Origin of the sequence: Leeia aquatica, from assembly GCF_012641365.1 — a bacterium.
Classification (GTDB): Bacteria; Pseudomonadota; Gammaproteobacteria; order Burkholderiales; family Leeiaceae; genus Leeia; species Leeia aquatica.
In genome coordinates this window covers 271,757-297,888 of record NZ_JABAIM010000003.1, presented here as the reverse complement: position 1 = coordinate 297,888, position 26,132 = coordinate 271,757, and the positions used below count along the sequence as shown (strand labels likewise).

25 protein-coding genes are annotated in these 26,132 nt (G+C 61.4%); 12 read left to right on the top strand and 13 right to left on the bottom strand.

The genetic code is table 11. From position 1 onward, the window contains the following. Position 1: 1 nt before the first annotated feature. Both HF682_RS14125 and HF682_RS14120 read left to right on the top strand, forming a co-directional pair. The gene (locus tag HF682_RS14125) at positions 2–475 is read left to right on the top strand and encodes a hypothetical protein (RefSeq protein ID WP_168877961.1); all 474 of its coding nucleotides are present in this window, start codon (positions 2–4) and stop codon (positions 473–475) included. A 56-nt stretch (positions 476–531) separates the two neighbouring features. Then, complete coding sequence (locus HF682_RS14120) at positions 532–1,629, top strand: YHYH protein (protein WP_168877960.1); 1,098 nt, start codon at positions 532–534, stop codon at positions 1,627–1,629. Positions 1,630–1,635: 6 nt separating this feature from the next. Here the strand turns inward: HF682_RS14120 and murI are convergent, their stop codons facing one another. Then, positions 1,636–2,430 carry a glutamate racemase gene (gene murI / locus HF682_RS14115; protein WP_168877959.1) on the bottom strand — a complete coding sequence of 265 codons (795 nt, stop codon included), beginning with the start codon at positions 2,428–2,430 and terminating at the stop codon, positions 1,636–1,638. 449 nt (positions 2,431–2,879) lie between these two features. Here murI and HF682_RS14110 point away from each other — a divergent pair, with 449 nt between their 5' ends. Both HF682_RS14110 and fusA read left to right on the top strand, forming a co-directional pair. Next, positions 2,880–3,020 (top strand): hypothetical protein, encoded by a 141-nt coding sequence (locus HF682_RS14110; RefSeq protein ID WP_168877958.1) that lies wholly within the window; start codon positions 2,880–2,882, stop codon positions 3,018–3,020. 96 nt (positions 3,021–3,116) lie between these two features. Next, on the top strand, positions 3,117–5,129 hold the full coding sequence (gene fusA, locus HF682_RS14105; RefSeq protein WP_168877957.1) for an elongation factor G: 2,013 nt from the start codon (positions 3,117–3,119) through the stop codon (positions 5,127–5,129). A gap of 36 nt (positions 5,130–5,165) precedes the next feature. Here the strand turns inward: fusA and HF682_RS14100 are convergent, their stop codons facing one another. The 3 genes from HF682_RS14100 to HF682_RS14090 all read right to left on the bottom strand — a co-directional run bounded on the left by HF682_RS14100 (position 5,166) and on the right by HF682_RS14090 (position 8,123). Beyond that, positions 5,166–5,633, bottom strand: a complete 468-nt coding sequence (locus tag HF682_RS14100; protein ID WP_168877956.1) for a Dps family protein — start codon at positions 5,631–5,633, stop codon at positions 5,166–5,168. A 225-nt stretch (positions 5,634–5,858) separates the two neighbouring features. Beyond that, positions 5,859–7,289 carry a catalase gene (locus tag HF682_RS14095; protein WP_168877955.1) on the bottom strand — a complete coding sequence of 477 codons (1,431 nt, stop codon included), beginning with the start codon at positions 7,287–7,289 and terminating at the stop codon, positions 5,859–5,861. 231 nt (positions 7,290–7,520) lie between these two features. Continuing rightward, positions 7,521–8,123: an FMN-dependent NADH-azoreductase gene (locus HF682_RS14090; protein ID WP_168877954.1), complete on the bottom strand. Its 603-nt coding sequence runs from the start codon at positions 8,121–8,123 to the stop codon at positions 7,521–7,523. A 114-nt stretch (positions 8,124–8,237) separates the two neighbouring features. Here HF682_RS14090 and HF682_RS14085 point away from each other — a divergent pair, with 114 nt between their 5' ends. After that, positions 8,238–9,167: a LysR family transcriptional regulator gene (locus HF682_RS14085; protein ID WP_168877953.1), complete on the top strand. Its 930-nt coding sequence runs from the start codon at positions 8,238–8,240 to the stop codon at positions 9,165–9,167. Here HF682_RS14085 and HF682_RS14080 read toward each other — a convergent pair. Then, on the bottom strand, positions 9,157–10,023 hold the full coding sequence (locus tag HF682_RS14080; RefSeq protein ID WP_168877952.1) for a LysR substrate-binding domain-containing protein: 867 nt from the start codon (positions 10,021–10,023) through the stop codon (positions 9,157–9,159). The genes HF682_RS14085 and HF682_RS14080 overlap by 11 nt on opposite strands. 120 nt (positions 10,024–10,143) lie before the next feature. Between HF682_RS14080 and HF682_RS14075 the strand changes: the two genes are divergently transcribed. Further along, entirely contained in the window at positions 10,144–11,355 is a 1,212-nt protein-coding gene (locus tag HF682_RS14075; RefSeq protein ID WP_168877951.1) for an MFS transporter, read from the top strand. Positions 11,356–11,357: 2 nt separating this feature from the next. Here the strand turns inward: HF682_RS14075 and HF682_RS18010 are convergent, their stop codons facing one another. The 5 genes from HF682_RS18010 to gcvH form a co-directional block, all read right to left on the bottom strand. Then, on the bottom strand, positions 11,358–11,894 hold the full coding sequence (locus HF682_RS18010; RefSeq protein WP_168877950.1) for a DUF2087 domain-containing protein: 537 nt from the start codon (positions 11,892–11,894) through the stop codon (positions 11,358–11,360). Positions 11,895–12,094: 200 nt separating this feature from the next. Next, positions 12,095–12,889, bottom strand: a complete 795-nt coding sequence (locus HF682_RS14065) for a substrate-binding periplasmic protein (RefSeq protein ID WP_168877949.1) — start codon at positions 12,887–12,889, stop codon at positions 12,095–12,097. Between the two features lie 227 nt (positions 12,890–13,116). Further along, the gene (locus HF682_RS14060; protein ID WP_168877948.1) at positions 13,117–13,275 is read right to left on the bottom strand and encodes a DUF3563 family protein; all 159 of its coding nucleotides are present in this window, start codon (positions 13,273–13,275) and stop codon (positions 13,117–13,119) included. A gap of 288 nt (positions 13,276–13,563) precedes the next feature. Further along, positions 13,564–16,440 (bottom strand): aminomethyl-transferring glycine dehydrogenase, encoded by a 2,877-nt coding sequence (gene gcvP / locus HF682_RS14055; protein ID WP_168877947.1) that lies wholly within the window; start codon positions 16,438–16,440, stop codon positions 13,564–13,566. A 93-nt stretch (positions 16,441–16,533) separates the two neighbouring features. Beyond that, complete coding sequence (gene gcvH, locus HF682_RS14050; protein WP_168877946.1) at positions 16,534–16,905, bottom strand: glycine cleavage system protein GcvH; 372 nt, start codon at positions 16,903–16,905, stop codon at positions 16,534–16,536. A 127-nt stretch (positions 16,906–17,032) separates the two neighbouring features. On the opposite strand from gcvH, the gene HF682_RS14045 reads away from it, so the two are divergent. From HF682_RS14045 to HF682_RS14035, 3 genes are all read left to right on the top strand, one after another. Then, positions 17,033–17,911 (top strand): LysR substrate-binding domain-containing protein, encoded by an 879-nt coding sequence (locus tag HF682_RS14045; RefSeq protein ID WP_168877945.1) that lies wholly within the window; start codon positions 17,033–17,035, stop codon positions 17,909–17,911. A gap of 84 nt (positions 17,912–17,995) precedes the next feature. Continuing rightward, positions 17,996–19,348: a carbonic anhydrase gene (locus HF682_RS14040; protein WP_168877944.1), complete on the top strand. Its 1,353-nt coding sequence runs from the start codon at positions 17,996–17,998 to the stop codon at positions 19,346–19,348. A gap of 98 nt (positions 19,349–19,446) precedes the next feature. Beyond that, the gene (locus HF682_RS14035; RefSeq protein ID WP_168877943.1) at positions 19,447–20,898 is read left to right on the top strand and encodes a rhomboid family intramembrane serine protease; all 1,452 of its coding nucleotides are present in this window, start codon (positions 19,447–19,449) and stop codon (positions 20,896–20,898) included. Here the strand turns inward: HF682_RS14035 and HF682_RS14030 are convergent. Next, positions 20,845–21,234, bottom strand: a complete 390-nt coding sequence (locus HF682_RS14030) for a hypothetical protein (protein ID WP_168877942.1) — start codon at positions 21,232–21,234, stop codon at positions 20,845–20,847. The two genes, HF682_RS14035 and HF682_RS14030, sit on opposite strands and share 54 nt — an antisense overlap. A 118-nt stretch (positions 21,235–21,352) precedes the next feature. Between HF682_RS14030 and HF682_RS14025 the strand changes: the two genes are divergently transcribed. Then, positions 21,353–21,610, top strand: a complete 258-nt coding sequence (locus HF682_RS14025) for a hypothetical protein (protein WP_168877941.1) — start codon at positions 21,353–21,355, stop codon at positions 21,608–21,610. 18 nt (positions 21,611–21,628) lie between these two features. Here HF682_RS14025 and HF682_RS14020 read toward each other — a convergent pair whose 3' ends face one another. Beyond that, positions 21,629–22,006, bottom strand: a complete 378-nt coding sequence (locus HF682_RS14020; protein WP_168877940.1) for a hypothetical protein — start codon at positions 22,004–22,006, stop codon at positions 21,629–21,631. A 60-nt stretch (positions 22,007–22,066) separates the two neighbouring features. Beyond that, a complete protein-coding gene (locus tag HF682_RS14015) occupies positions 22,067–22,672 on the bottom strand; it encodes an excisionase family DNA-binding protein (RefSeq protein ID WP_168877939.1) in 606 nt (201 codons plus the stop codon). Between the two features lie 152 nt (positions 22,673–22,824). Here HF682_RS14015 and HF682_RS14010 point away from each other — a divergent pair, with 152 nt between their 5' ends. Beyond that, on the top strand, positions 22,825–25,626 hold the full coding sequence (locus tag HF682_RS14010; RefSeq protein WP_168877938.1) for a PAS domain S-box protein: 2,802 nt from the start codon (positions 22,825–22,827) through the stop codon (positions 25,624–25,626). Between the two features lie 9 nt (positions 25,627–25,635). Continuing rightward, positions 25,636–26,124, top strand: coding sequence for a response regulator (locus HF682_RS14005; RefSeq protein ID WP_168877937.1), 489 nt, complete (start codon positions 25,636–25,638; stop codon positions 26,122–26,124). Positions 26,125–26,132: the final 8 nt, after the last annotated feature.

The window sequence follows — 26,132 nt, the reverse complement described above, 5'->3', positions numbered from 1 at the left end:
GATGAGCCATCCCACCAGCATCTACACCCACCTGTATTTCCATCTCGGGCCGGATCGCGCCACCATCGACGCGCAAGCCATTCCACACCGAGTGGTGCTGGATGACTGGAGCTACGCCTTCTTCTCACGATATTTCCAGCAGGCGCAGCTGGACCCGCACGACACCGCCTTTCTTGATCAAGGCGGGGAGACGGTGCTCAGCGGCTATCAGTTGCATCGCCTCAAGGTCGAGCTGGAGGAGGCATTGCTGGACCTCTCAGCCCGGCCAGACACCTTTCACATTCTGGTGGGCTGGCGTGGTGTCGAGCGCAGTCAGGAAACGGAAATCCACTATCGGCAGCAGCGGGATGACTTGCGGGATGAGACGCAGCAATTGATCGCCCTGCTGCAGGACGCCATCGACCAGCAGCAGTCGGTAGTGGCGCTCAGCAGCGAATTGTACTGGGTTGCTGCCGCGCCTGACCCGCGGGACTGAGCAGTACGCAGACCGCTGGCCTACACTGCAAGCAACGGGGCTGGATGGGGTATACCATGCGTAGCATGCTGATCGTGTTGACTCTGGGGTTGACGGCCGTTCACGCTGCGCCTGACCCGCATCATCTGCCACTGGGCGATGGCAAGATCAGCAGCCAGCCTCAGCGTGGCTACGTCTACGTCTGCAACAGCCGCTTCGATGGTGGCGGTGCCCAAGTGAAGGGCGACTGGATTCAGGGTGCCTTCTGGGACGAGACCCGCAAGCTGAGCGTGCAAGGGCAGGTCAGCTGGCCGGATGCACGCTTCAGCATCAGCCTGAGTGCGGACAGCCGCTTGCTACAAGGCAATGGCCTGCCATTGGGACATGTAACCGGGGTGTTTCCGGTGGCACGGAGCGACCCGGCCTACGCGGTGGACCGTAACCCCAACCGCATCAGCAGCCATACCGTGCAGATTCGCCTGCCGCGCCAGCCGCTGCGGGCAGCACAACCCAGTTGTGTGCCGATGGGCATGATCGGCGTGGCGCTGAGTGGTGTACCCATTTATAACGCGCTGGACGCCGGGGGGCGTGATGCGGTGGCACATGAGGTGCAGGACCGCTGCAACGGACATCCGCAACGGGAAGGGGAGTACCACTACCACGGTCCTTCACCCTGCCTGGAAGGGGCCAATGAGCGTGGCAAGCTGCTGGGCTACGCGCTGGACGGGTTTGGCATCTACAGCAGCGTTGACGAGTCCGGTCGCGAACTGGGCAATGCGGACCTGGACGAATGTCATGGCCGGACCGCGCCGGTGTGGTGGGAGGGGCAGCGGATCACGCTCTACCATTATGTGCTGACCCGAGAATACCCCTACACCATGGGCTGCTTCCGGGGCACGCCGGTGTGGGTCGCCAGCCGCCCCGGCAATGAGGAAAATGGCGCACCTGGCATGCCGGGCAATGCGCCTGCCGGTGGGCAGGGTGGTGCGCAGCGACAAGGCCCGGAAGGTTACGCCGGGGGAGGGCGGGTTCCCCCGCCGGAAGCACAGGTCGCGTGTCAGGGGCAAGCAGAGGGGAGCGGTTGCCGCTTCGTCACTCCGCGTGGCGACGTCTTGCACGGGCAATGTCGTCAGATACCGGGTAATGTGGTGGCCTGCGTGCCAGCCGGTCGTTAAGGACCGTTAACCGGGCAGGGCCTGTACGCTGACCTCTGCCCCCCACAGCAAGCGGGTGATTCGCTCGGCTTCGGGTCCGGCAGCGCTGCTGAAGAAACGGTCTTGTGGGGCGGTGCTGGACGTGTTGAGCAGGTCCAATTCTGCCAGCCGACGTTGTAATTGACGCGCCACCGCGCTGCCGGTGTCAATCAAGGCCACATCCGGTCCGGCCAGTTCACGGATCAAGGGGGCCACAAAGGGATAATGGGTACAGCCGAGCACGATGGTATCCACCCCGGCGGCGAGCAACGGCGCCATATAGCGTTGCAGCAGGGTGCGGGTATCGTCCGCCTGCAAGGCCCCCTGTTCGATCAGTTCCACCAGGCCGTGGCAAGGCTGCGTCACCACGGTAACTCCGCTGCCAAAGCGGGCCAGCAGCGCTGCAAACTGAGCGCTTTTCAGCGTACCCTCGGTCGCCAGTACCCCAATCACCTGATTGCGGCTTTGTGTCACAGCGGGTTTGACGGCGGGTTCCATTGCCACGATCGGCACATCTGGGTACTGCTCACGCAGCCAGGCCGCCGCCGCAGCTGTGGCGGTATTGCAGGCGATGACCAGTGCCTTGCAGCCTTGCGCCAACAAAAAGCGGGTAATGTGTTCACTGCGCTGGATGATGTAATCCGGCGATTTGCTGCCATAAGGCACATGCGCCGAGTCCGCCACATAACACAGCGACTCCTGTGGCAGGGTGGCCCGCACATGCCGTAAGACCGACAGGCCTCCCAGGCCGGAATCAAATACGCCGATCGCTGCGTCAGTCATCCTGCTTGCCTGTCTGTAGGGTTGATTGCATCTGCTGATTATATCGTGACATGCCCGCTATGCAGACAGTAACAGCGGCTGCCCAAGACATGCAGAACAGGGCAGCATGGTCAGGGGTGTGACAGCCACCACATGATGCTGACCACGCTTGACCCACCGCGTTCCAATATATCGGGGAGCGTGTGAATAAACCCTCTCTTGATATATTGTGTGCTACCTGTTACAGTGCGAGCCTTCCAGATTTGAACAGGGACGTTTCCCGATGTCGCAACCACAGTCTTTTCAGCTGAGCAGCCGCGCCCGCATGGGTGTGCAGCTGTACTTGTTGCGCGTATAGCCTCCAGGCCAGGCTTGGGAGGCGCAAGCCTGCCGGGCCATCGTCCCAGACCCCGGCAGGAGCACCCCGCCGGGGTTTTTGTTTTCTGGGGCTGACACGGAAAGTATTGATCATGCGTACCTACGACAAACTGATTGCCACGATTTACCTCGGCCAAGGACGCGGCGGCTTGCGCGCGTCCTTTGGTCCGGTGCGGGCGGATGTGTCGTTTGCGCAGCCATCCCGTCGTCAGATCACGCAAGCCATGCATTAGCCGCAGCATTCCTGCGGCCTTTGCCCGCAGGGTCACGCGCAAACCCCCTGCTGGGCAACCCCCACAGGGGGTTTTTGCTGGTAGTGAGAAATCAACATGGAAAACAGAAAACTTCGCAACATTGGCATCATTGCACACGTCGACGCAGGCAAGACCACCACCACAGAACGGGTGCTGTATTACACCGGCGCGCGTCACCGGCTGGGTGAGGTACATGATGGCGCTGCGACCATGGACTTTGACCCGCAAGAGCGGGCGCGTGGCATCACCATCAACAGCGCGGCCACCACGGTGCATTGGCGGGAACATCAGATCAACCTGATCGACACCCCGGGGCATATTGACTTCAATATCGAGGTCAACCGCTCGCTGCGGGTGCTGGACGGTGCGGTGGTGGTGTTCGACGGCGTGGCCGGGGTGGAGCCTCAGACCGAGACCAACTGGCGTCTGGCCGATCGTTACCGGGTACCCCGGCTGGCCTTCGTCAACAAGCTGGATCGGGTGGGTGCGGACTTCCACCGGGTGGTCGGCATGATCCGTGAGCGGCTGGGGGTGGAGGCACTGGTGACCCAGTTGCCCATTGGTCAGGAAGACCGGTTTATCGGTCTGGTGGACCTGCTGAGCCGTGAAACCTGGCTGTGGCCAGACGACAAGGCAGGCCCGGCGCAGCGTTTGCCGGTGGCGGAAGAGATGCAGGCGGAGGTGGAGCAGCACCGTGCTCTGCTGGTGGAAGCACTGGTGGGTCATGATGATGCGCTGCTGGAAGCCTGGCTGGCGGGGGAAACCCTGCCGCTGGTGTCGCTGCGCCGGGTCTTGCGACAGGTTACGCTGCAAGGCAAGGCGGTGCCGGTACTGCTGGGTTCCGCGTTCCGCAACCGGGGTGTCGAGCCGCTGCTGGATGCGGTGGTGGATTATCTGCCTGCGCCAGAGGACGTGCAGCGCGAGCTGGATGCGTCGGTCACCGGGCCGTTTGCGGCACTGGCGTTCAAGGTGACGCACGATGAGCACGGTACGCTGACCTGGCTGCGGGTATACCGGGGCCAGCTGGAAGCGGGCTCGACGCTGCTGAATGTTAATCGGCAGCGCCGTGAGCGTGTTTCGCGAGTGTATGAAATGCACGCCAGCGAGCGGGTGGAACGACCTCGCCTGCAAGCGGGCGACATTGTGGCGGTGACGGGTCTCAAGGATACCGTGACCGGTGAAACGCTGACCGCGCTGGACCAGCCGCTGCTGCTGGAGCAGATTGAAGCGCCAGAGCCGGTGCTGGATGTGGCGGTAGAACCGCGCAGCCGTGCCGACCAGCAGAATCTGCTCAAGGGTTTGCAGGTGCTGGTGCAGGAAGACCCGAGCCTGCGCTTGCGCACCGATCCGGAATCCGGGCAGTTATTGCTGTCCGGCATGGGTGAGCTGCAACTGGAGGTCACGCTGGAAAAACTGCGTAGCCGCTTCCGGGTGGAGGTGAATACCGGTCAGCCCCGTGTGGCGTATCGGGAAACCCCTACGCAAGGGGTGGTGCAGCGGCAGGTGTTCCGCAAGCAGACCGGTGGCCCAGGCCAGTTTGCCGAGGTGCAGCTGCAGCTGGAACCCTTACCTCGCGGTGAAGGGCTGCAGTTTGAAAGCCGTATCACCGGCGGCGCCATTCCACGGGAATTCATCCCCGGGGTGGAGCAGGGCTTCCGCCAGGCCGCGCAAGCGGGGGTGCTGGCGGGCTACCCGGTGGTGGATTGCAAGGTCGTTTTGCTGGATGGCAGCTACCATGAGCGCGACTCATCGGTGCAGGCTTTCGAGCAGGTCGCTGCGCAAGCCTTCCGGGCGGCGATGCTGCAGGCGAAGCCGGTATTGCTGGAGCCGACCATGACGGTGGAAGTGGTCACCCCGCTGGCGTATGTTGGCGATTGTATTGGTGATCTCAACCGCCGCCGTGGGCAGGTGCGTCAGCAGGAACCGCAAGGGACGGGCATGATGATCGTGGCCCAGGTGCCGCTGCGGGAAATGTTTGGCTATATCGGCCAGCTGCGTGCCCTGACCTCCGGGCGTGCCAGCTTCAGCATGCAGTTTGACCAGCTGGAGCCGGTACCCGTCCAGGTACAAGCCAGTTTGCTGGCATGAAGCAGAAGGGGCAGACCGCAAGGTCTGCCCCTTTTTTCAATCCAGCATGCTGCGCAGCATCCAGGCGGTTTTCTCATGCAGCTGCATGCGCTGGGTCAGCAAGTCGGCGGTGGCTTCGTCGTTCACTTCATCCACCAGCGGGAACAGGCTGCGGGCGGTACGTACCACCGCTTCCTGCCCTTTCAGCAGGATGGCCAGCATCTCCTGCGCCTTGGGCACGCCTTCGACCTCGGCAATCGACGTCAGCCGGGCAAAGGACTGATAGGTACCCGGTGCGGGGAAGCCCAGCGAGCGGATACGCTCGGCAATCAGGTCTACCGCCAGTGCCAGTTCGTTGTACTGCGTCTCGAACATCAAGTGCAGGGTGTTGAACATTGGCCCGGTCACGTTCCAGTGGAAGTTATGGGTTTGCAGGTAGAGGGTGTAGGTGTCAGCCAGCAGGCGGGACAAGCCCTCGGCAATCTGTTGCCGGTTGGTTTCAGGAATCCCCAAGTTGATCTCCATGATGCGTCCTTTCTGCAGAGTGATGACTGCATTGTGGATGCTGGGCCGGATTTTGTGAAATGGTTAATTCTTTAGCCGGCCATAGTTTATGGCTATGGTCTGGGCAGATCGGACAGCAGTTGCCACCAGCCGCTGACCAGGATCAGCAAACCCAGGGTATGTCGCACGTTCAGCTGCATGATGGCCTCCGCGAGAAAAGGCGGGCCGTCGGGCCCGCCGGGGTGATCAACCTTGCAAGGCCGCCGCCACACCGGCCGCATAGTTCGGGTCTACCTTGGCAAAGTGCGCCAGCATGCGCTGCTGGATCTCCACGGGTACAGGACGCATCGAGCGGGCGATGTTGCCAAACAAGCGGGTCTGCTGGGCAGCATCCATCAGGCGAAACAGGGCACCGGGCTGGCTGTAGTAGTCGTCATCCACCCGGTGATCCCAATGCCCTGCGCTGCCGAACAGGTCCAGATTGGGCTCAGTCTGCTGGGGCTGGTCCTGCAGGGCGCCGGGCAGGCTGCTCGGCTGGTAGTTCGGACCGCTTGGGGCCGCCAGTCGCATGCCGCCATCGCGATGCACGCTGTGGAAGGGGCAACGCGGTGCGTTTACCGGGATCTGGTGGTGGTTGACCCCCAGGCGGTAGCGCTGGGTGTCGCCGTAGGAGAATAGGCGACCCTGCAGCATGCGGTCTGGCGAGAAGCCAATGCCGGGTACCACATTGGCCGGGGTAAAGGCGGCCTGCTCGACTTCAGCAAAATAATCCTGCGGATTGCGATTGAGTTCGAGGATGCCGACCTCCATCAGCGGGTAGTCCGCGTGTGGCCACACCTTGGTCAGGTCGAACGGGTTGATGCGGTATTGTTGTGCCTCGGCTTCCGGCATCACCTGGACCATGAACTTCCAGCGCGGGAAGTTGCCCTCTTCGATGGCGGCAAACAGGTCACGCTGGGCGCTTTCGCGGTCGGAGCCGACAATGTCTGCGCCTTCTGAGTCGGTATAGAAGCTGTGCCCCTGCATCGACTTGAAGTGGAATTTCACCCAGAAGCGTTCATTGCGGGCATTGATGAAGCTGTAGGTGTGGCTGCCATAGCCATTGAGCTGGCGGTAGTTGCGTGGCAGGCCACGGTCGCTCATCAGGATGGTCAGCTGGTGCAGGCTTTCCGGATGCTGTGACCAGAAATCCCAGGCAGCAACCGGGTTACGCAGGTTGGTTTGCGGGTCCCGTTTCTGGGTATGGATGAAATCCGGGAATTTCAGCGGATCGCGCAGGAAGAACACCGGCGTGTTGTTACCCACCACATCCCAGTTGCCCTCTTCGGTGTAAAACTTGAGGGCAAAGCCGCGTACATCGCGTTCGGCATCGGCGGCTCCGCGTTCCCCGGCGACGGTGGAAAAGCGCAGGAACAGCGGCGTCTGCTTGCCGACCTGGCTGAAGACGGCGGCCTTGCTCCAGGCCGTGATGTCCTGCGTGATGGTCAAGGTGCCATAGGCGCCAGAGCCCTTAGCATGGACCACACGCTCCGGAATGCGTTCGCGATCGAAGTGGGCCAGTTTCTCCAGCAACCAGACATCCTGCAGCAGCACGGGGCCACGCGGACCGGCACTCAGGCTGTTCTGGTTGTTGATCACGGGGGCGCCAGCAGCGCTGTGCATGATGGGCTTGGACATGGTTTTGCTCTCCTCAGGGTCAATGGGCAACTGCGGCCAGAATGGCCAGAATGTGTTCCCGCAGGGTGGTTTGCGTGTTCATGGTGTGCTCCTGCGACTCGTTGGATCGAAGTATGGCGAGAGAAGATGAATTGGTAAAATTGATTGTTTAAAACAATTTAATTTTAAAAAACTATCGGTTGAGGCAAAAACAGCCACCCGAAGGTGGCTGTTGCGGCGTGGCGGGGTGGGTCAGGCAGCGACGGCGGCAATGTCCTGCTGCGCGGCTTGCAGCGCTTGCTGACGCATGCTGTCCCCCATGTTGACGCCTTCGGCGCGGATGATCTGCACATCGCTCAGACCCAGGAACTGGAACACGGTCTTCAGGTAAGCCTCCTGATGGTCCATGGCATTGGCGCTGCCATACAGGCCGCCCCGGCTGGACACGATATAGACCGTTTTGCCGCTGAGCAGGCCGACCGGGCCGGTTTCGGTGTACTTGAAGGTGGTACCCGCTACCGAGATGCGGTCAATCCAGGCCTTCAACTGGCTGGGGATGGAGAAGTTGTACATCGGTGCACCGACGACGATGGCATCGGCTGCCAGAAACTCGGCGAGGATGGCCTTGGCGGTTTCTACATCCTGCCGCAGCGTCTGGCTCCATTCCGACGGGTCTTGCTGGGCGGCACCCAGTTCGCTGTAAGACAAGTGGCTGGGGGCGTTCTGCGCCAGATCGCGATAGGTGAGGGTGGCATCCGGGTTTTGCTGCTGCAGTTGGCTGACCAGCTTGGCGGTCAGTTGGCGTGACACCGAGTGGGTCATCAGCGGGCTGGAATCGAGATGCAGGATGTTCATGGAAAGCTCCGATAAGTCGTGTTGAAGTGAGCCCATTATCATTGGTGTGGCATGTGGTGATAAGCCTGCATTTTTCGGATATATTGTCCTGCATATGGAACAATGGTGCTGAATATGACTTCGCCGACCCTGCCGCAGCCAAATCCTGACTGGAATGACCTGTTTTTCTTCAGCCAGGTGGTTCAGCATGGGGGGTTTGCAGCCGCCAGCCGGGTACTCGGGGTGCCCAAATCCCGCTTGTCGCGCCGGATTGCCCTGTTGGAGCAGGCGCTGGGGGTAAGATTGCTGCAGCGGAGTACGCGGCGACTGGCACTGACGGATATCGGCCACCAATACCTGCAGCACTGCTTGAGCATGCGCCTTGCCGCGGATGCGGCGCAGGAAACCGTGCAACGGGTGCATACCATCCCGCGCGGCCGGGTACGCTTCAGTTGCCCGATCGCCATTGCGCAGGGGCTGCTGCTGCACACCTTGCCAGAGTTCATGCTGCGCTACCCGGAGGTCAGCGTCGAGGTGGAGGTGACCAGCCGGCGAGTCGACCTGATTGAAGACGGCTTTGATTTCGCCTTGCGGGTGCGGCAGGAGTCTGATGAGGACGCTGGGGTTGTCGTCAGGCGGCTATCCCGCTCGCAGCCGGTGATGGTGGCCAGCCCGGCCTGGCTGGCACACGCCGGCTGGCCACAGCAGCCGCAGGATCTGCTGGGCAAGCCTACCGTCAGCCTGCGCCCGCATGATGGTCGCTTCCAGCTGCGCTTCAGTCATCCGGATGGGCAGCAGGTGCTGGTGCCGCACCAGCCCCGGCTGGTGTGCGATGACATGCAGTTGCTCAAGTCTGCCATCCTGAGCGGAGTCGGTGCGGGCTGGTTGCCTGCCTACCTGTGCGGCAAGGAGCTAGCGACCGGTGACTTGCAGCTGCTGCTGCCGGACTGGCAGCTGCCCAGTGGATTTTTCCACCTGGCCTACGCCAGCCGTCGCGGCCTGACGCCTGCGGTACGGGCATTGATCGACTTCCTGGTGGATACGCTGGAGGCAGTCAGCCTGTAGTTTGCTGTGCCTCCGCCAGCAGCCAGGCTTTGACCGTGCGTGCTGCGGTGGAGAGCCGCTGCGGTCGATGCACCACATGGTAGCCGTGGTTGAGCGGCAGGCGACAGGGGAAGGGTTCCATCAGGCGGCCATTGGCCAGCTCATCGGCCACCAGCACCGGGCTGATCATCAGCATGCCTTGGCCTCGGCTGCAGGCTTCAATGGCGATCACGCCCTGATCGACGTGGATCTGCGGTATGGCCTGCACGTGTTGGGGTGTCAGGCTACTGAAGCGGTCAAACCAGGCCGCCCAGTAGGGCTGTAGCGGGGTGGCATAGAGCGTGGCGCGGCTGAGGTCATCGACCTGCCATAGCGACAGCTGTTGCTGATAGCTTGGGCTGCAGAAAACGCGCACTTCGTCCGGACAGAGTAACTGGCTTTCCAGCCCCTCGTCCTCACCGGTGAAGTAGCGGATGGCCAGATCAAAGCCTTCCTGTACCAGATCCATGGGCTGGATCGAGGTGTGCACGTGCAGGCGTATGTGTGGGTGTTGCCGGGCCAGGTGCTCCAGACGGGGAGCCAGCCAGCGCGAGGCGAAACTGGGTGGCAAGGTCATGCGCACTGTATCGGTGCGTGGTGTCGTCTGATGCAGTGCCTGCAGTTGCTGCAAGATGGGTTGCAACTGCTGCCAGTAGGTTTGGGCCGCGGCAGTGGCCCATAGCTGTCGGGTGCTTCGCTGAAACAAGGGGTAACCCAGCATGGCTTCGAGTTTCTGGATTTGTTGCCCAATGGCCCCGGCGCTGACATGCAGCTCAGCCGCTGCAAGCGTGAAGCTGCCGCTGCGCATGACCGCAGCAAAGGCTTGCAGGGCTTTCATGGAGGGCAAGTGCATCATGGCGCAGGAAAACTGGGCAATGCCTGCAGTTTAACTGATTTGTCAGCCTGTGCCTGAAGGCTGACAATGCAGTATCAGTCACTACCTGCTGCGGGGCCTCGAATGTTTGCCAGTTTGCGACAACGTGATGTGATGGTGGTCACCCTGGCCGCGGCCGGTCTGCTGATGGTGTCCATGGGGATTCGTCAGTCGCTGGGGCTTTTCGTGGGCCCGATCAACCGGGCGACCGGCATGGGGGTGGCGACCATCAGTCTGGCGCTGGCCATTGGCCAGTTTGTGTGGGGGGCGGTGCAACCCATTGCCGGGATGGTGGCAGACCGTAAAGGCCCGCAGCAAGCGCTGCTGGTAGGGGTCTTGCTGCTGGCTGCGGGGTGTGCGCTGACACCGCTGGCGGGGCAGGGCTGGGCCTTGTCGATCACACTGGGGCTGTTTGCCGCGGCGGGTTCCGGCATCGCCGGGTTCTCCGTGCTGCTGGGGGCGGCTTCACAGCGCCTGCCGGCCAGTGCCCGCGCAGATGCGTCCGGAGTGATCAATGCAGGCGGATCGTTTGGCCAGTTTGTGTTCGCTCCCTTGCTGCAAAAGCTGATACTGGGCATCGGCTGGATGGGGGCACTCTGGACCATGGCACTGGCGGCGTTGGCCACCTTGCCCTTGATTGGCAAGCTGGGCGGACGAGAGCAGGCCCTGCCAAGCGCAAGTGCCGAGGCACAACCGCTGGGCGCGGTGGTACGGCAGGCGATGCAGGACCGCAGCTATCTGCTGCTGCATGCCGGCTTCTTTACCTGCGGTTTCCACATTGCCTTTCTGGTCACCCACCTGCCGGGTGAGGTCAATCTTTGCGGGCTGCCACCTCAGGTGGCCAGCTGGTCACTGGCCATTATCGGACTGGCCAATATTTTTGGTAGTCTGTATGCCGGGCGTTGCATTGGCCAATACCGCAGCAAGTATGTGCTGGCGGCCATGTATGGTTCGCGGGCCTTGCTGGTGGGACTGTATCTGCTGGCACCACGCACACCGCTGACCTATTACCTGTTTGCTGCCGGGCTGGGCTTTACCTGGCTGGCGACCGTACCGCCCACTGCCGCGCTGGTCGGCAAACTGTTCGGTACCCGCTACCTGGCCACGCTGTTTGGTCTGACCTTGCTGTCGCATCAGGTGGGCGGCTTTCTGGGGGCGTGGCTGGGCGGACAAGCCTTGGTCAAGCTGGGGAACTTCAATGCCATGTGGTATGCCGACATGGCATTGGCGGCGATGGCGGCCATCGTGAACTTGCCGATTCGAGAGCGGCCGGTGCAGGCCGCTCAACCGGCTTGAACTCAGGCGGCCTGCAACTGGCGTTCCCGGTGCTTCAATACGGCGATGACGTCATCAGGGGGCTGCGGTGACAGACGGCGGTAGTCCCGACAGTCGTCACTGCGGCTGAGCAGGCCCAGCCCGACCATTTCCCGGCGCAGCAAGGCCGGGTCACCGAAACGGTGGTGCTGGTTGAGCAGGGTATTGACCTCCCGCTCGTGGTAGCTGCGGCGGCGGTCAAAGCGACCCCACAGATACCACAAGGCCAGTTGCTGCAGGGGGCGGCCCGATGGCCAGCGGGTCAACTGGCCCTGTGCATCCAGCAGCTGCATGAATTTTTGCGCCAGCGCCGGTACCGGCGGGTGGGATACCTCGGTTTTCTGTGGGCGCAGCGCGTGCTGGCGATAGCTCTGAAAATTGCTGAAACCGGCGCAGCGTGCCAGCAGGTTCAGCATGTCGACCTGACCCGGCATGTCGGGATGGCTTGGCCAATGGCGGCGCAAGGCGCGTGCCAGATCAGACACGTCGGGCACAAGGTAAGGTACAAGGGTTTTGGACACGGTCAGACATCCTTCGCTGTAACGTGCCACCGACAATGCGGGACTGGTGATCGCCGACTTCCAGTGAGGCACAAGGCAAAGAGTGTGTTCCACAGGATGCTGCGGGCAGGTTTAGCACTCCTGGACAGGAGCGGCGATGCCTGGGTGAACTGCCGACCGACAATTATTATGGCATGCCTGCCAGTCCGGCTCAATGCGCTTCATGGTTGTGCATCGTGCCAGGCCTTTTGCAAGGCATCCAGTCGGCCTTGCTGCGCCATCTGCTGCAGCTGCTGTCGCAAGGCGCCGATCAAGCGAGGATCGGTCTGTTTGTTGGCTGCCAGCCACAACGGGGTGCTGAGGGCATCCAGCCGGAACACGGGCTCCAACTGACGTGCATCAACCCGCTGCTCACGGGCGCGGAGGCCCAGGCTGATGTCCGGGTGGGCAAAGAAATCGATGCGACCCATCACGGCTTTGCCCAGGTTGAGGGCGTTCTGCGGGACCGGGTCGAGCACCGTATTGTCTGGTGACTGGCCAATCCCTTGTTTGAGCAACCATTCCTGCACATTACTGCCATCCTGCACGCCGATGCGATAACCCTTGCCGCGCAGGGCCAGGATGTCCGTGGGTTTGGGCTGGGTGCTGCGTTTGCGATACAGCCAGATGTCGTAGGGGGATACCACGGCCACCCACAGCATGTCTTGCTCCCGATCCGGCGTACGTGCCACGCTGAGCAGCAGGCTGTTGGGCGTGGTTTGGACATTCAGCAGGGCGCGCTTGAGCGGTAAAAAGCTGAGGGGATCGGCTTTGAATGTGACATCGGTGCCCAGTTGCTGTTGCGTACGTTGCAGTGCTTCTTGCAGAAACTGGTGGACATAGCCTTGCGCATCGCCATCAGGCCCCGGGTACTGCAAGGGCGGGAATTCACTGGCAAACAGTTTGATGGCCAGTGTGTCCGCCACAGCGGGCAGGGTCGTGAGCAGCAGCAGAATCGCGCAGAGGCAGGAACGCACAACGATCACCCCGATCCGGTGGCAATAACACAAGAATAGCAGTAATCCTGAGTCAGCAAGCTTGCAGATGTGCAAATGAAAGCAGCCCGCATGAGCGGGCTGCAGGGGGTGGGCGCATGGCAGCTACCTTGTCAGACAGGCGATGGACCGATGGGTCTATCCCTTGGGGTCAGTGCTGCAGGGCCACAGGTTTCGCGCAGATTGCGAAACCATCCATCATGGATGGATCAGTGGAAAATGCGGTTGCCAGCCGGACGACGGTCCAGTTCGCGCATGCGGTTTTCCAGGTCAAACAGGTCTTGGGCTTCAGCCAGCCAAGCTTCGTGTTGCTCGCGCTCACGGTCTTCATTGGTGCTGAACAGCAGATGGAACAGGTTCGAGAACATGGTTTTACTCCTTGGTTATGATGCAATGCACAAATCATATCAGGTCTCTTAAATTAGTCAACTAATAATTCGCAAATTAATCAAAATGCCATATCCATAACATGTTTATTTACAGCGTTTTACAAGGGTATGAAGAATGAATGAAACCGGTTAAAGGGCGCGCTCAGGCCATAATGCAGCCGTGACAAAGCCACGGGAGGATGCAGGAGATCAGGTGATGTCTGCCTGTAATGCTGCAAAGCAAAAAGGCGCCCGCAGGCGCCTTTTTGGGGGTGAAACCGGTGAGGTCTACTGGTATGCGTCCATTGGGATGCAGCTGCAGAACAGGTTGCGGTCACCATAGACATTGTCCACCCGGCCGACGGGCGGCCAGTACTTGCGCTGACGCAGACCTGCCACCGGATAGGCGGCTTGCTCACGCGGGTAAGCATGGTTCCACTCGTTGGCCAGTACCGTTTGTGCGGTATGCGGCGCGTGCACCAGCGGGTTGTCCTGCAGCGACAGACGGCCTTCTTCCACCGCGCGGATTTCTTCGCGGATGGTGACCATCGCTTCGATGAAACGATCCAGCTCTTCCAGCGATTCGGACTCGGTCGGCTCAATCATCAGCGTGCCGGCAACCGGGAAGCTCATGGTCGGGGCATGGAAGCCGAAGTCCATCAGGCGCTTGGCCACATCGTCAACCGAAATGCCGCTGCTGTCCTTCAGCGGACGCAGGTCGATGATGCACTCGTGTGCCACCAGCCCGCCCGGGCCGCTGTACAGCACCGGGAAATGCGGCGACAGCTTGCGGGCCAGATAGTTGGCCGACAGGATGGCGCTCTCGGTGGCGTACTTCAGGCCGTCACCACCCATCAGGGCGATATAGGTCCAGGAAATCGGCAGGATGCTGGCCGAGCCGAACGGTGCGGCAGACACGGCGCCAATCTGCTGCTCGCCGTTCTCCAGCACACGGTGACCCGGCAGGAAACGCGCCAGATGGGCGCCCACTGCCACGGGGCCGACGCCGGGTCCACCACCGCCATGCGGAATGCAGAAGGTCTTGTGCAGGTTCAAGTGCGACACGTCGCCGCCGAAGTGCCCCGGCGCAGCCAGGCCGACCAGTGCGTTCATGTTGGCACCGTCCACATACACCTGACCACCATGCTGATGGATGATGTCGCAGATTTCACGCACACCTTGCTCGAACACACCGTGGGTGGACGGATAGGTGATCATGATGGCGGCCAGGTTGGCGCTGTGTTGCTCTGCCTTGGCGCGCAGGTCGGCCACGTCGACGTTGCCGTTCTCATCACACTTCACCACCACCACCTGCATGTCCACCATCTGGGCGGACGCCGGGTTGGTACCGTGGGCCGAGCTCGGGATCAGGCAGATGTTGCGGTGGCCTTCGCCACGGCTGCGATGGTAAGCCTGGATGATCTGCAGACCCGCGTACTCGCCTTGCGAACCCGCGTTGGGCTGCAGCGACACGGCGGCATAGCCGGTGGCGGCACACAGCATGTCTTCCAGCTGTTTGATCATGCTGCGGTAGCCTTGGGTCTGGCTGGCCGGGGCAAACGGGTGGATCTGGCCAAATTCCGGCCAGGTCACCGGGATCATTTCGCTGGTGGCATTCAGCTTCATGGTGCAGGAGCCGAGCGGGATCATGGCGCGGTCCAGCGCAATGTCCTTGTCCGCCAGATAGCGCAGGTAGCGCAGCATCTCGGTTTCCGAGTGGTACTGATGGAATACCGGATGGTCGAGGTAGCTACCCTGGCGCAGCAGGCTGGCCGGGAAGGCATCCGTTACATCGGCTTCCACACGGTCGAAGTCCGGCAGGCTGCTGCCCGCCGCGGCGAACAGGCCCCACAGGGTTTGCACGTCAGCGCGCGTGGTGGTTTCGTCGAAGGACACGCCAATGTGGGCGTCGTCCACCACCCGCAGGTTGATGCGGGCAGCGGCTGCTGCTGCGTGAATGCTGGCGGTGCGGTTGCCGGTCTGTACCGTGACGGTATCAAAGAAAGTGGCGTTGCTCAGCCCCAGGCCCAGGCTCTTCAGCCCGGCGGCAAAGGTGCCTGCCAGACGGTGGGTGCGCTGGGCGATGGTCTTCAGACCCTTGGGACCATGGTAGACCGCATACATGCTGGCAATCACCGCCAGCAGCACCTGTGCGGTACAGATATTGGAGGTGGCCTTCTCGCGGCGGATGTGCTGCTCGCGGGTTTGCAGTGCCAGACGGTAGGCGGGCTTGCCGTGGCTGTCCACCGACACGCCGACCAGACGGCCCGGCATCTGGCGCTTGAATTCATCACGGGTCGCCATGTAACCGGCGTGCGGGCCGCCAAAGCCCATCGGCACGCCGAAGCGCTGGCTGTTGCCCACTGCCACGTCGGCACCCCATTGGCCGGGGGCAGCCAGCAGCGTCAGTGCCAGCAGGTCGGCAGCGACGATGACCATGCCGCCACGAGCCTTGTAGCGTTGCACCCAGTCGGCGTAGTCACGTACGTCACCGTTCACTCCCGGGTATTGCAGCAATACGGCGAAGGAGTCGTTCTCCAGGGCTTCGTCGCCGGTGCAGATGCGCACTTCAATGCCCAGTGGCGCGGCACGGGTTTGAATCACGTCCAGCGTTTGCGGCAGCACGTCGTCGGCCACGTAGAATACATTGGACTTCGACTTGCCCACCCGCAGCGCCAGTGTCATGGCTTCGGCCGCTGCGGTACCTTCATCCAGCATGGAGGCGTTGGCGATGTCCATGCCGGTCAGGTCGCTGATCATGGTCTGGAAATTGAGGATGGCTTCCAGACGACCTTGCGAGATTTCCGGCTGATACGGCGTATAGGCGGTATACCAGGCCGGGTTTTCCAGGATGTTGCGCAGAATCACCCCCGGCGTATGGCTGCCGTAGTAACCCATGCCAATGTAGGACTTGAACACCTGATTTTGCTCAGCCAGCCCGCGCAGTTCCGCCAGCGCTTCCGGCTCGGTTTTGGCGCCCGGCAGCGGCATCGGTTCGGTGCGGCGAATGCTGGCCGGAACGATGGCATCCATCAGGCTGTCCAGCGAGCTGTAACCCAGCTCAGCCAGCATCTTGGCCTGGTCTGCACGGGAAGGGCCGATATGGCGGCGCTGGAAGTCGTTGTGCTGTTCCAGTTCAGCCAGCGAACGGCGGGGGGTGGTCATGGTGCGGCTCCTGCAACGGTAAGGGTGGGTCTGGTCAGGCAATGGCTGCCCGGCTGGCCAGCACAGTGGCCAGTCCGGCGCAGTCACACAACATCAGGCGCCGATATGGGCCTTGTAAGCAGCTTCGTCCATCAGGCCATCGGCTTCGGACAGATCGCTCGGCTGCAGGCGCACAAACCAGCCCGCGCCTTCCGGGTCTTCATTCACCAGCGCCGGGTTGTCCACCAGCGCTTCATTGACGGCCAGCACGGTGCCGGACACCGGCATTTTCACGTCGGCAGCAGCCTTGACCGATTCGATCACGCAGGAGGCGTCACCTTTGCTGACGGTGCTACCCACCGCAGGCAGCTCCACAAACACCAGGTCGCCCAGCGAATCCTGTGCGTAGTGAGTGATGCCAATGGTCACACTGCCGTCTGCTTCGCTGCGCAGCCACTCGTGATCTTCGGAAAATTTGGTGCTCATGTCGGGCCTCTTTATCGTCCATGGACTGGGGGTAGAAAACCCCGCAAAAATAGGGTTTGGCAACGCATAAGTCAAATCAATAGTTATAATGGTTTGATTAGTCCTGTTAATCCAAAGCCGGGAATGCATGAAAAACCTGCCTACTGATTTGCTGCGCACCTTTGTGACGGTTGTCGACGAAGGGGGATTCTCCAGCGCCGGAGACCTGCTGGGTCGCTCGCAACCGGCCATCAGCCTGCAGGTCAAGCGGCTGGAAGAGCTGGTCGGTGTACCGCTGTTCCAGCGCTCCGGTCGCAGCTTCCAGCTCTCCGAGGAAGGGCATGTGTTGCTCAGCTATGCGCGCCCCATGCTCAACCTGAACGACGAACTGCTGGCCCGCATCAACAAGACCAGCCTCTCCGGGGCGGTGCGGCTGGGGGTGCCCAACGAGTTTGCCGACTCCTTCCTCCCGGATATTTTAGGACGCTTTGCGCAAAGTTACCCGGAAGTGATGCTGGAAGTGGGTTGTGAACTGTCAACCCATCTGCTGGCCAAGCTGGAGAAAGGGGAATACGACCTGGTATTTGGCCTGCACGCCAATTCCAACGTCAAAACCACCAACGAAGGCTGGACTGAGGCACTGGTGTGGATCGGCAGCCCGCAGCATGCGGTATACAGCAAGAGCCCGCTGCCCTTGATTGTGGCGCCGATGGGCTGTGTTTACCGCCAGCGCATCCTGGAAACGCTGGAGCAGATCGGCCGTCCGTGGCGCATCGCTTATACCAGCCCGAGTTTTGGCGGCATCAAGGCCGGGGTGCTGGCCGGGCTGGGCGTTACGGTGCTGGCACGCAGCGCGGTACCGGAAGGGGTGCATGTGCTGGGCTCGCTGGAACGCATGCCCAAGCTGCCGGACATCCGTGTGCACCTGCATTATGACCGCAGCCGCGCCAGTGAAGCGGTACTGGCGCTGGTGGATTACATGTCGGCGCGCTTGCAACATACCACGGGTGGCACCAATCCCACCTGACCATGTCGTCATCTGCAAGCCGTCATTCCTGCGCTATAGTTAAGACGCATTGCGCGGTGTTGCGCCCCTCAAGGATGAATGCTCATGTCTGAACCAGCAGCAGAAGCCGCCGCCCCCGCGGCAGACAACAAGAAGAAAAAGTGGTTAATGATCGGCCTGATCGGCGGTGGTGTACTGCTGATCGTCCTCAGCGTGGTACTGGCGGTGGTGCTGAGCCACGGCAAGAGCAAGAAGGGCCAGAGCAAGGCGCATGACACCGAACAGCAGGCGGAAGAGGGCGATGCTGAAGGCGGTGGCGAAGAACACGCCGATGCTGAAGAGCACGGCAAGAAAGAGGAGGGGCATGAGAAGCCCAAGGCAGAGCATGGGAGCGCCGAGCCTGAACATACTACCGAGACACACAAGCCCGCCGAAGGCGGCAAACCGGGCGATGAAGCAGCCCTGAAGGCCGAAGCGGATCAGCTCAAGCAAGACATCGCCAAGTTGCAGCACGAGATGGACCAGCAAACCGAAATGCTGACCCTGTCGGATGAGGCGGCCAAGCTGAAAAGTGAAATCAATGCCCTGAAGGAAAAGAAAGCCTCGCTGGAGGGGGACAAGCAGAAGCTGGCCGAGGGGGTGAAGCAGATCCGATCCGGAGAGAAGAAGTGCGCCATCAGCGGCAACCCGGACAAGCGGCTGGATGAGCTACGGGCTTGCCTCGGCATGAGTCAGCATGGTGAGTCGAAACCCGGTGAGCACAAGCCTGCAGGCGACAGCCACGAAGTGCACTGGAGCTATAACGGCGAAAACGGGCCGGAGTTCTGGGCCAAGCTGAAGCCAGAGTGGAAGGTGTGTGCCGAAGGCCGTACGCAGTCACCGATCAATCTGGTGGGGAAATTCGGTAGCGGCGTACCGGCGCTGAGCTATGAATACAAGAGCAGTGCGCTCACCGTGGTGAACAATGGACATACCATTCAGGCCAATGTCGCAGAAGGGGGCGGCGTGGTGCTGGACGGCAAGCGTTACAAGCTGCTGCAATTCCATTTCCACACCCCGAGCGAAGAACAGATCAATGGCCGCGCCAACGACATGGTGGCGCATCTGGTGCACAAGAGCGAGGATGGCAAGCTGCTGGTGATTGGCGTGCTGCTCAACCGGGGCAAGGACAACCCAGTGCTCAAGCCGGTGTTCGACAATATGCCGGGCAAGGCCAGCGAAGAAAAAGCGGTACCCAATGCCGGTTTTGACGCCAACCGTTTGCTGCCCGCCAGCCGCAATTACTTCCATTACGATGGCTCATTGACTACGCCGCCATGCTCGGAAGGCGTGAAGTGGTTTGTGCTGAAGAATGTAGGCAATATCTCGCCCAAGCAGTACGACGCCTATACCCAGCTCTATCCCTACAACGCCCGCCCGGTACAAGCGGTGAATGGTCGAGCCATTGTTGAGAATTGAGCCGATCGCGGCTTGGCGCGGGCGTAGACTGCCTGCATAATCCGCATCAGGCCGCTGCAGGGGCAGCGGCCTTTTTCATTGCCGGTTTAGCTGACTAGATGCTGATTCTGCCCGTACCCCGAGCGCCCGACTGGCGCCGTCGCCCACCCTGGATGACCTTGCTGCTGATCATCAGCTGCACTTTCATTTTCTTTGTGCTGCAGGGCAAGGATGAACAGCGGACTGAAGCCGCCTGGACCTACTACCTGCAGTCGGACCTGCCTGATATTGAATTGCCGCTGTATGTCCGTTATCAGAACCAGCATGGCAAATCAGACGTACGCCTGCCGGAAGCACCGGATGAGGTGGCGGTCATGGTCCAGCAGCTGCAGTATGACCCTGGCTTTCAGCGTGCGCTGAAATCGGGCCAGCTGTTCCCGCCCAGCGGCCTGGCACCCGAAGGATGGCAGGCGGCACGCAAGCAGTTTGAGACCATGTTGGCCAGGAGTGTGACCGATCATTACGGCTTTGTGCCGGCACAACCCCGTGCGGTGACCTGGTTCAGTCACATGTTCCTGCATGGCAGTGCGGACCACCTGTTTGGCAATATGGTGGTGCTGTTCATCGTCGGCTATCTGGTCGAGGAAGCGCTGGGCGCGGGGCTCTTTCTGCTGTGTTACCTGCTGGCCGGGCTGGGCGCCAATGCCCTGGATCTGGCCCTGCATAGCGAGCGGCTGGTGGTGGGCGTGGGGGCCTCGGGCGCGATCTCGGGTGTCATGGCCATGTTCGTGGTGCTGTTTGGCCTGCAGCGCATCCGTTTCCTGTACTGGGTGGTGGTGTATCTGGACTTCTTCATGGCCCCCGCCCTGCTGGTGCTGCCGGTCTGGATGGCCAACGAGGCTTACCAGATGTGGGTCGACAAGGACGGCATGATCAATAACACCGCTCACCTCGGCGGCTTTGCGGCGGGGGCGGTGCTGGCAGGGCTGTATCGCTTGAGTCGGCGCAAGGATGAGCAACCGGTGGTGCTGGATGCCGGGCCTTCAGAGGCCGAGCAGCTGGCCGCGCAACTGCACAAGGTACACCTGCTGCTGGCCGATCTGGCCTTTGACCGCGCACGCACCCTGCTGCGCCCCCTGGTGCAACAGCACCCGCAGCAGGCGGAGCTATTGCAAGCCTATTATCAGGCCAGCCGCTGGCAAGGCGACAGCGAGGACTATCATCTGGCCACTGGCCGCCTGCTGGCCTGGAATGCGCTGCCGGTTGAGCAGGCGCGTGAGGTACTCAATCACTATCTGACGAACGCACGGCCTGTGCCGCGCCTGTCCGCCAGCCTGATGGCTAATCTGGGCAAACGGCTGCTGCAGGCGGGTTTCCTGCCGGAAGGGGTGCGTTTGTGCCGGGCCCTGCTGGCGCGCGACCGCCAGCATCGTGCCCTCCCGGCGCTGTTGCTGCTGGTGGCCCGCGCCAGCCGGGAGCAGGGCGATACCGCCCATGCCCAGCTGGCGCTGACCCTGCTACGCCAGCACTTCCCCGGCTCCGCCGAGGATCAACTCAGCGCGCAGTGGTAGGGCGCTGGCCGAGCACAGGCTACTGTGGAAGCCCAGCTGGACCGAGTCCGGCTCCAGCAGGGCCAGATAGTCAGCGCAGGCGGGATGGGACACCCACATCCCGCAGAGTGCCTGGGCGCGGGCCTCGCTGTCGGCCAGCAACAAGTCAATATAGCCACCCTCACCATCGCGCAGCACCGCATGGCCTTGAAAGCCGGGCTGATGCCGGAGCAAGCCATCCACCACCTTTTGCGCGGCTGACATCAGTTGTGCTTCCGTCACGCCGGGGCGCAGGCGAAAGCGGGACCATTCCACGCCAGCAAAGGGCAGAGGGGGCAAGGGTTGGACTGGATTCATGGGCTTGGGCTCATCGTGGTTAAGGGAGGCCCAGTATACCGGGGCGTGCTGACAGCCTGCTGTCAGCAGATTCACCTTGATAGCTGACTGGTAACCCAATTAAAATGGGTGCGCCACCATGATCGAAACCTTTACCCGTAACGCCAACCTGCTGACCCGCTACCAGCCTGCCTTGCACGGCAGCGGCCTGCCCCTGCTTACCACCCATGTGGTGCTGGATCAACGCGGTAACCCCACCAGCTATGTGACGGCGGAGCTCAACCGTGGCAGCTCCTGGTTCAGCCTGCCAAACCATGTCTTGCTGTTCCATGGCAGCTTCGAGAGCCTGCGGGCCTTGCTGGGTGGGGCCGCCATCATGGATGGTCGTTCGCAATAACGTCGACCAAAGCAGGGGTCAGAGGCCAGAAGCTGGCGGAGCCTGCCGGGGCGTGAGAAACGCTGCGTAGGGGCGGTAACGCTCTGCCAGTGGGTCATACCACAGGATGTCGCCCTCTGCCTCCACCCGGAAAGCGTCCAGCAGGGGAATGCTGCCGGGGTCACCCGGACACGGTGACTGATGGATCTCCCGCGTTTCCAGATCAACATACGCTGAAGTGCGGGCATTTTCTTCAATCAGCACACACTGCATCCAGTCACCCTTGGGCAGCAGCGCACGGTAGACCCCATCCTGACGCAGCTGCGACCGCAACCGCGCATCAGCATGTTGCAAGGGGTCAGGCTGACCGCCTGACAGTGCCAGCAGCAAGCCCGTGAGCAGAAGGTATCGCAGCATGTCAGGGCCCGGCCAGAAAGACCCTGAATGGACCCGCCTGCGCATCAGAAGTTGCGCCCGCTATCGGACGAGTGGGTGTGAGGCCGCTTGTTCCCGGACGAACAAAGCATGCAGAGCCTGCACATAGCCATGCAGCTCATGAAACGGCACCGGCTTGTGCATGCGGGTCACCCCGGCAGGCAGACCGCCACGGCTGGCAATCACCTCGTCCTCCAACCCGCTGACCGCCACAATGGCCATGGGTTTGACGCGCGGACTGGTGCGCAGGGCATTGAGCATGGCAAAGCCATCCAGCTCCGGCATGATCAGGTCAGTCAACAGCAAGTCAGGCGGTTGACGACCCATCTCCAGCAGTCCTTCCAGGCCGTTGCTGACCATTCGCAGTTCAACCGGCATGTTCCAGCTCTGGACTTGTCGTTCGTACAGCAGCCTCAATGCAGGATCATCTTCTACGATGAGAATCTGGAAGGCCCTGCTGCGTTTCTCTTGAGGCGTTGTTGACGCCAGCTTGGCCTCGACCGCCTCGCGTGGAATGCGGCGGTGTCCGCCTTGGGTCTTCCACGCGGGCAACTCCCCCCGTTCCACCATGTTCTGGATGGTGGCAAGGCTGACGCCAAGACGGTCAGCCGCTTCGCGTGTGCTGTAGTAGGCAGGGTCGATGGCCATGGCCGGATGCAGTCTGCAGGGTAGACAGGTTCCTATCCTAGCGGTTTGACAGTAAATCATCAATAAAAATATCAAAAATAATATATTTGATTTTATTTGATAAAAATGATAATTTGAATCCAGCGGGCACCCTGCCCCGCGTGGGAGGCAGCATGAACAAGCCATCACGTCTGCAGCTGGCATCCTGGGTTAGCATTGGGGCTGGCTGTGTCCTGAGCGGGTTGATCTGGTTCTACCATCAATCAGCGGTGCAATCGGCGGAAGACGATGTCACGGTGGATGAGCGCCATCTGGCTTCGGTCTATACCGAAGACCTCGACTTGCGGCTGGAGCAGGTCAGTCAGCAAGCCGAGCTGCTGACGCATGTGCTGGGCGATGTGAGGGGTGATACCGCACAGCTGGAAACGCGGCTGGTGCAGGCGCTGCAGGGGGTGGATGCCAGCCGGATCTATGGTCTGGGCGTCTGGTTTGAGCCCTCGGTCTTCCAGCCGGACGGGAAACGCTTTCAACGCTTCATGGCGCAACCCGAAGTAGAGGCGGCTGCCCATGGCATCAAGGTGGAATGGCTGCACGCTCAGGATGACTTCTACCAGAGTGCCTGGTATGGCGCCGCAGTGCGCGCCAAGGGTGAGGCCGTCTACACCGAGCCGTACTTCGATGTTTCAGAGGCCTACATCACGGTTGCCCGCAGTTTCCAGACCCAGGAGGGCAAGCTGGCGGGGGTGGTGACGGTGGACATGCTGCTGCCGCAGTTGCGGCAACTGCTGACTGCCGATCCTGCCCTCAAGGGGCGCTGGCTGATTGTTCGCAGTCCAGGTGGTGCCCTCATTCACCACCCCCGGCATGCCGAGATTCTGCAGATCGCCAATCAAGCAGGCTGGCGAATCAACGACATGGTTGAGCTGCAGCCCGCCCAGCTGCAAAGCCTGGCGCGACATGGTGGTGGGCAGCTGCTGCACCCGTCAGGCTATCGCTACATCGATTTCACCATGCGCAACGCAGGCTGGAAGGTGACACTGGCCGTACCTGAGACGGAGTGGGCGGTTCCTGCGCGCAAAGTCAGGCAAGACCACCTGATCAGCCAGATCGTGCTGTGGGCGGCTGTGCTTAGTTTGCTGTTCTTTTTCCGGGTGCAAGCGCGTCGTCAGCGCCAGCTGGAGCGCGAGAAGGCGGAAGCCGAGGAGCAGCGGGCGGCGGCACAGATGGAAATCTGGCAGATGGCTGAGCGGTTCGAGATGCTGTTCCTCACCAATCTGGACGGGGTCTTCCTGCTGGAAGAGCATGGGATGAGTGAGGTCAACCGTGCCGCCATCGGCATGCTCGGTGCATCCGATAGCAGCACCCTGCTCAATACGCCACCACGCAGTCTGTTTCCGCGCAAACAGCCGGATGGTCAGCGCAGCTGGCCGACTTTCCTGCGGCACCTGCGGCAAGCCGCACAGCGCGGCAACCATCGCTTCGAGTTCGAGTTCAAGCGGCTGGATGGCAGCCTGTTCCCGGCTGAGGTGGTGGTCAACAACATGCATCTGGAGCATGGCTTCATGCTGCAGATGATGTTGCGGGACATCTCCGAGCGTAAAGCGGCGGAGCGGGAGGCTGAGCTGCAGCGTGAAGAAGAGCGGCGCTTGATCGAGGAGCTGCAGCAAACCCAGGGCAGCCTGCTGCGTGAAGCGGCCGAAAGGCAGGAGGCAGAAGAGTCGCTGCGTGATTCGGAGGCGATGCTGTCCAGCATGATCCAGACCGCCAACGACGCCATCATCATGATTACCGGCGAGGGGTATGTCGAGCTGTGGAACAAGGCGGCCACTCACATGTTTGGCTATGCGCAGGAGGAAGCGCTGGGACAGCATATCCATACCCTGATTACCCCGGAGCGCTACCGGGCGACCGGTAATGCCGCCATGATGCGGTTTGCGCAGACCGGCGTGGGGGCGGTGGTTGGCAAAACGATCGAAATCGAGGCTACTGACAAGACAGGGCGGGAATTTCCGGTTGAGCTGTCGATCACCGCCTTCCAGCGCCATGATGCCTGGCATGCCGTGGCGATGATTCGCGATATTGAAGAACGCAAGGTAGCGGAGCAGCGTCTGCTGGAAGAGAAAGCAGCCCAGCAAAAGCTGATCGACCAACTGGAGCAGGCTCAGAACCAGTTGCTGCAATCGGAGAAAATGGCTGCCATCGGGCAGCTGGCCGCCGGGGTGGCGCATGAAATCAATAACCCGACCGGTTTTGTGGCCTCCAACCTCAATTCACTGGGCAAATACCTGAACGACCTGACCGGGCTGAACCAGATCTACCTGAATGCAGAGGGTGAGCTGAGCGAGGCCACCCGGGGCGAGGTGGCGCGTTACAAGAAGCAGATTGACTATGACTTCCTGCTGGAAGACACCACCGCCTTGCTGACGGAATCCCGCGACGGCATTGACCGGGTCAAACGCATCGTGCAGGACCTGAAGGACTTCTCGCATGTGGATGAGGGCGAGTGGCTGCTGGTCGACTTGCACAAGGGCCTGGACTCCACCCTTAATGTGGTGCGCAACGAAATCAAGTACAAGGCAGATGTGGTCAAGGAATACGGCGAGTTGCCTACGGTTGAGACCATTCCGTCGCAACTGAACCAGGTGTTCCTCAATATTCTGGTCAATGCCGCCCAGGCCATTGACGGATTTGGTGCCATCACCCTGCGCAGTGGTGCAGCGGAGGACCGGGTCTGGATTTCGATTCAGGATACCGGCAAGGGCATCAACCCGGAAAACCTGAAGCGGATCTTCGACCCCTTCTTTACCACCAAGCCGGTCGGGCAGGGCACCGGGCTGGGTTTATCACTGGTGTTTGGCATCATGAAGAAGCTGGGCGGCTATATTACAGTCAGCAGTGAGGTGGGCGTGGGTACCTGCTTCACCATCCATTTGCCGGTTCGCCGGGGCGAAGTGCTGGTTGCCGCTGAGGCATAGGAGACGGTCATGTTTGAAGTCATGCTGGTTGATGATGAAGCCAATGTGCTCAATGCACTCAAGCGGGAGCTGTCGTTTCTGGTCAAGGCAACGGACAGCGCCTTCCAGATCCGGCTGCATACGTTTACCGAACCCGCACAGGCGCTGACCCATGCGTTTGAGAATCCGGTGGACCTGGTGGTGAGCGACTATCGCATGCCAGAGATGAATGGCGTGGAAATGCTGCGCAGCCTGAAGCAGATCCGCCCGGATGCGGCGAGCATCATCCTCTCCGGTCAGGCGGACATGACGGCGGTGCTGCGGGCCATCAATGAGGTGGGCATTGCCCGCTTCATCAGCAAGCCCTGGGAGCGCGAGGCCCTGCTCACCCATCTGCTGGAGGTGATGTCAGACCTGGCCTTGCGGCGGGAAAATCGCCGGCTGGCGGATGAGATGCGCGCCTTGATGGGCATGCGTCCGGATGACCGGCCGGACGGTGTGGAGCACATCGAAACCTGAATGGCCCG

Excerpts from the sequence above, each read along its gene's own strand:
- HF682_RS14125 (WP_168877961.1), top strand. The coding sequence starts at position 2 with ATGAGCCATCCCACCAGCATCTACACCCACCTGTATTTCCATCTCGGG.
- HF682_RS14120 (WP_168877960.1), top strand. The coding sequence starts at position 532 with ATGCGTAGCATGCTGATCGTGTTGACTCTGGGGTTGACGGCCGTTCAC.
- murI (WP_168877959.1), bottom strand. The coding sequence starts at position 2,430 with ATGACTGACGCAGCGATCGGCGTATTTGATTCCGGCCTGGGAGGCCTG.
- HF682_RS14110 (WP_168877958.1), top strand. The coding sequence starts at position 2,880 with ATGCGTACCTACGACAAACTGATTGCCACGATTTACCTCGGCCAAGGA.
- fusA (WP_168877957.1), top strand. The coding sequence starts at position 3,117 with ATGGAAAACAGAAAACTTCGCAACATTGGCATCATTGCACACGTCGAC.
- HF682_RS14100 (WP_168877956.1), bottom strand. The coding sequence starts at position 5,633 with ATGGAGATCAACTTGGGGATTCCTGAAACCAACCGGCAACAGATTGCC.
- HF682_RS14095 (WP_168877955.1), bottom strand. The coding sequence starts at position 7,289 with ATGTCCAAGCCCATCATGCACAGCGCTGCTGGCGCCCCCGTGATCAAC.
- HF682_RS14090 (WP_168877954.1), bottom strand. The coding sequence starts at position 8,123 with ATGAACATCCTGCATCTCGATTCCAGCCCGCTGATGACCCACTCGGTG.
- HF682_RS14085 (WP_168877953.1), top strand. The coding sequence starts at position 8,238 with ATGACTTCGCCGACCCTGCCGCAGCCAAATCCTGACTGGAATGACCTG.
- HF682_RS14080 (WP_168877952.1), bottom strand. The coding sequence starts at position 10,023 with ATGAAAGCCCTGCAAGCCTTTGCTGCGGTCATGCGCAGCGGCAGCTTC.
- HF682_RS14075 (WP_168877951.1), top strand. The coding sequence starts at position 10,144 with ATGTTTGCCAGTTTGCGACAACGTGATGTGATGGTGGTCACCCTGGCC.
- HF682_RS14060 (WP_168877948.1), bottom strand. The coding sequence starts at position 13,275 with ATGTTCTCGAACCTGTTCCATCTGCTGTTCAGCACCAATGAAGACCGT.
- gcvP (WP_168877947.1), bottom strand. The coding sequence starts at position 16,440 with ATGACCACCCCCCGCCGTTCGCTGGCTGAACTGGAACAGCACAACGAC.
- gcvH (WP_168877946.1), bottom strand. The coding sequence starts at position 16,905 with ATGAGCACCAAATTTTCCGAAGATCACGAGTGGCTGCGCAGCGAAGCA.
- HF682_RS14045 (WP_168877945.1), top strand. The coding sequence starts at position 17,033 with ATGAAAAACCTGCCTACTGATTTGCTGCGCACCTTTGTGACGGTTGTC.
- HF682_RS14040 (WP_168877944.1), top strand. The coding sequence starts at position 17,996 with ATGTCTGAACCAGCAGCAGAAGCCGCCGCCCCCGCGGCAGACAACAAG.
- HF682_RS14035 (WP_168877943.1), top strand. The coding sequence starts at position 19,447 with ATGCTGATTCTGCCCGTACCCCGAGCGCCCGACTGGCGCCGTCGCCCA.
- HF682_RS14030 (WP_168877942.1), bottom strand. The coding sequence starts at position 21,234 with ATGAATCCAGTCCAACCCTTGCCCCCTCTGCCCTTTGCTGGCGTGGAA.
- HF682_RS14025 (WP_168877941.1), top strand. The coding sequence starts at position 21,353 with ATGATCGAAACCTTTACCCGTAACGCCAACCTGCTGACCCGCTACCAG.
- HF682_RS14020 (WP_168877940.1), bottom strand. The coding sequence starts at position 22,006 with ATGCTGCGATACCTTCTGCTCACGGGCTTGCTGCTGGCACTGTCAGGC.
- HF682_RS14015 (WP_168877939.1), bottom strand. The coding sequence starts at position 22,672 with ATGGCCATCGACCCTGCCTACTACAGCACACGCGAAGCGGCTGACCGT.
- HF682_RS14010 (WP_168877938.1), top strand. The coding sequence starts at position 22,825 with ATGAACAAGCCATCACGTCTGCAGCTGGCATCCTGGGTTAGCATTGGG.
- HF682_RS14005 (WP_168877937.1), top strand. The coding sequence starts at position 25,636 with ATGTTTGAAGTCATGCTGGTTGATGATGAAGCCAATGTGCTCAATGCA.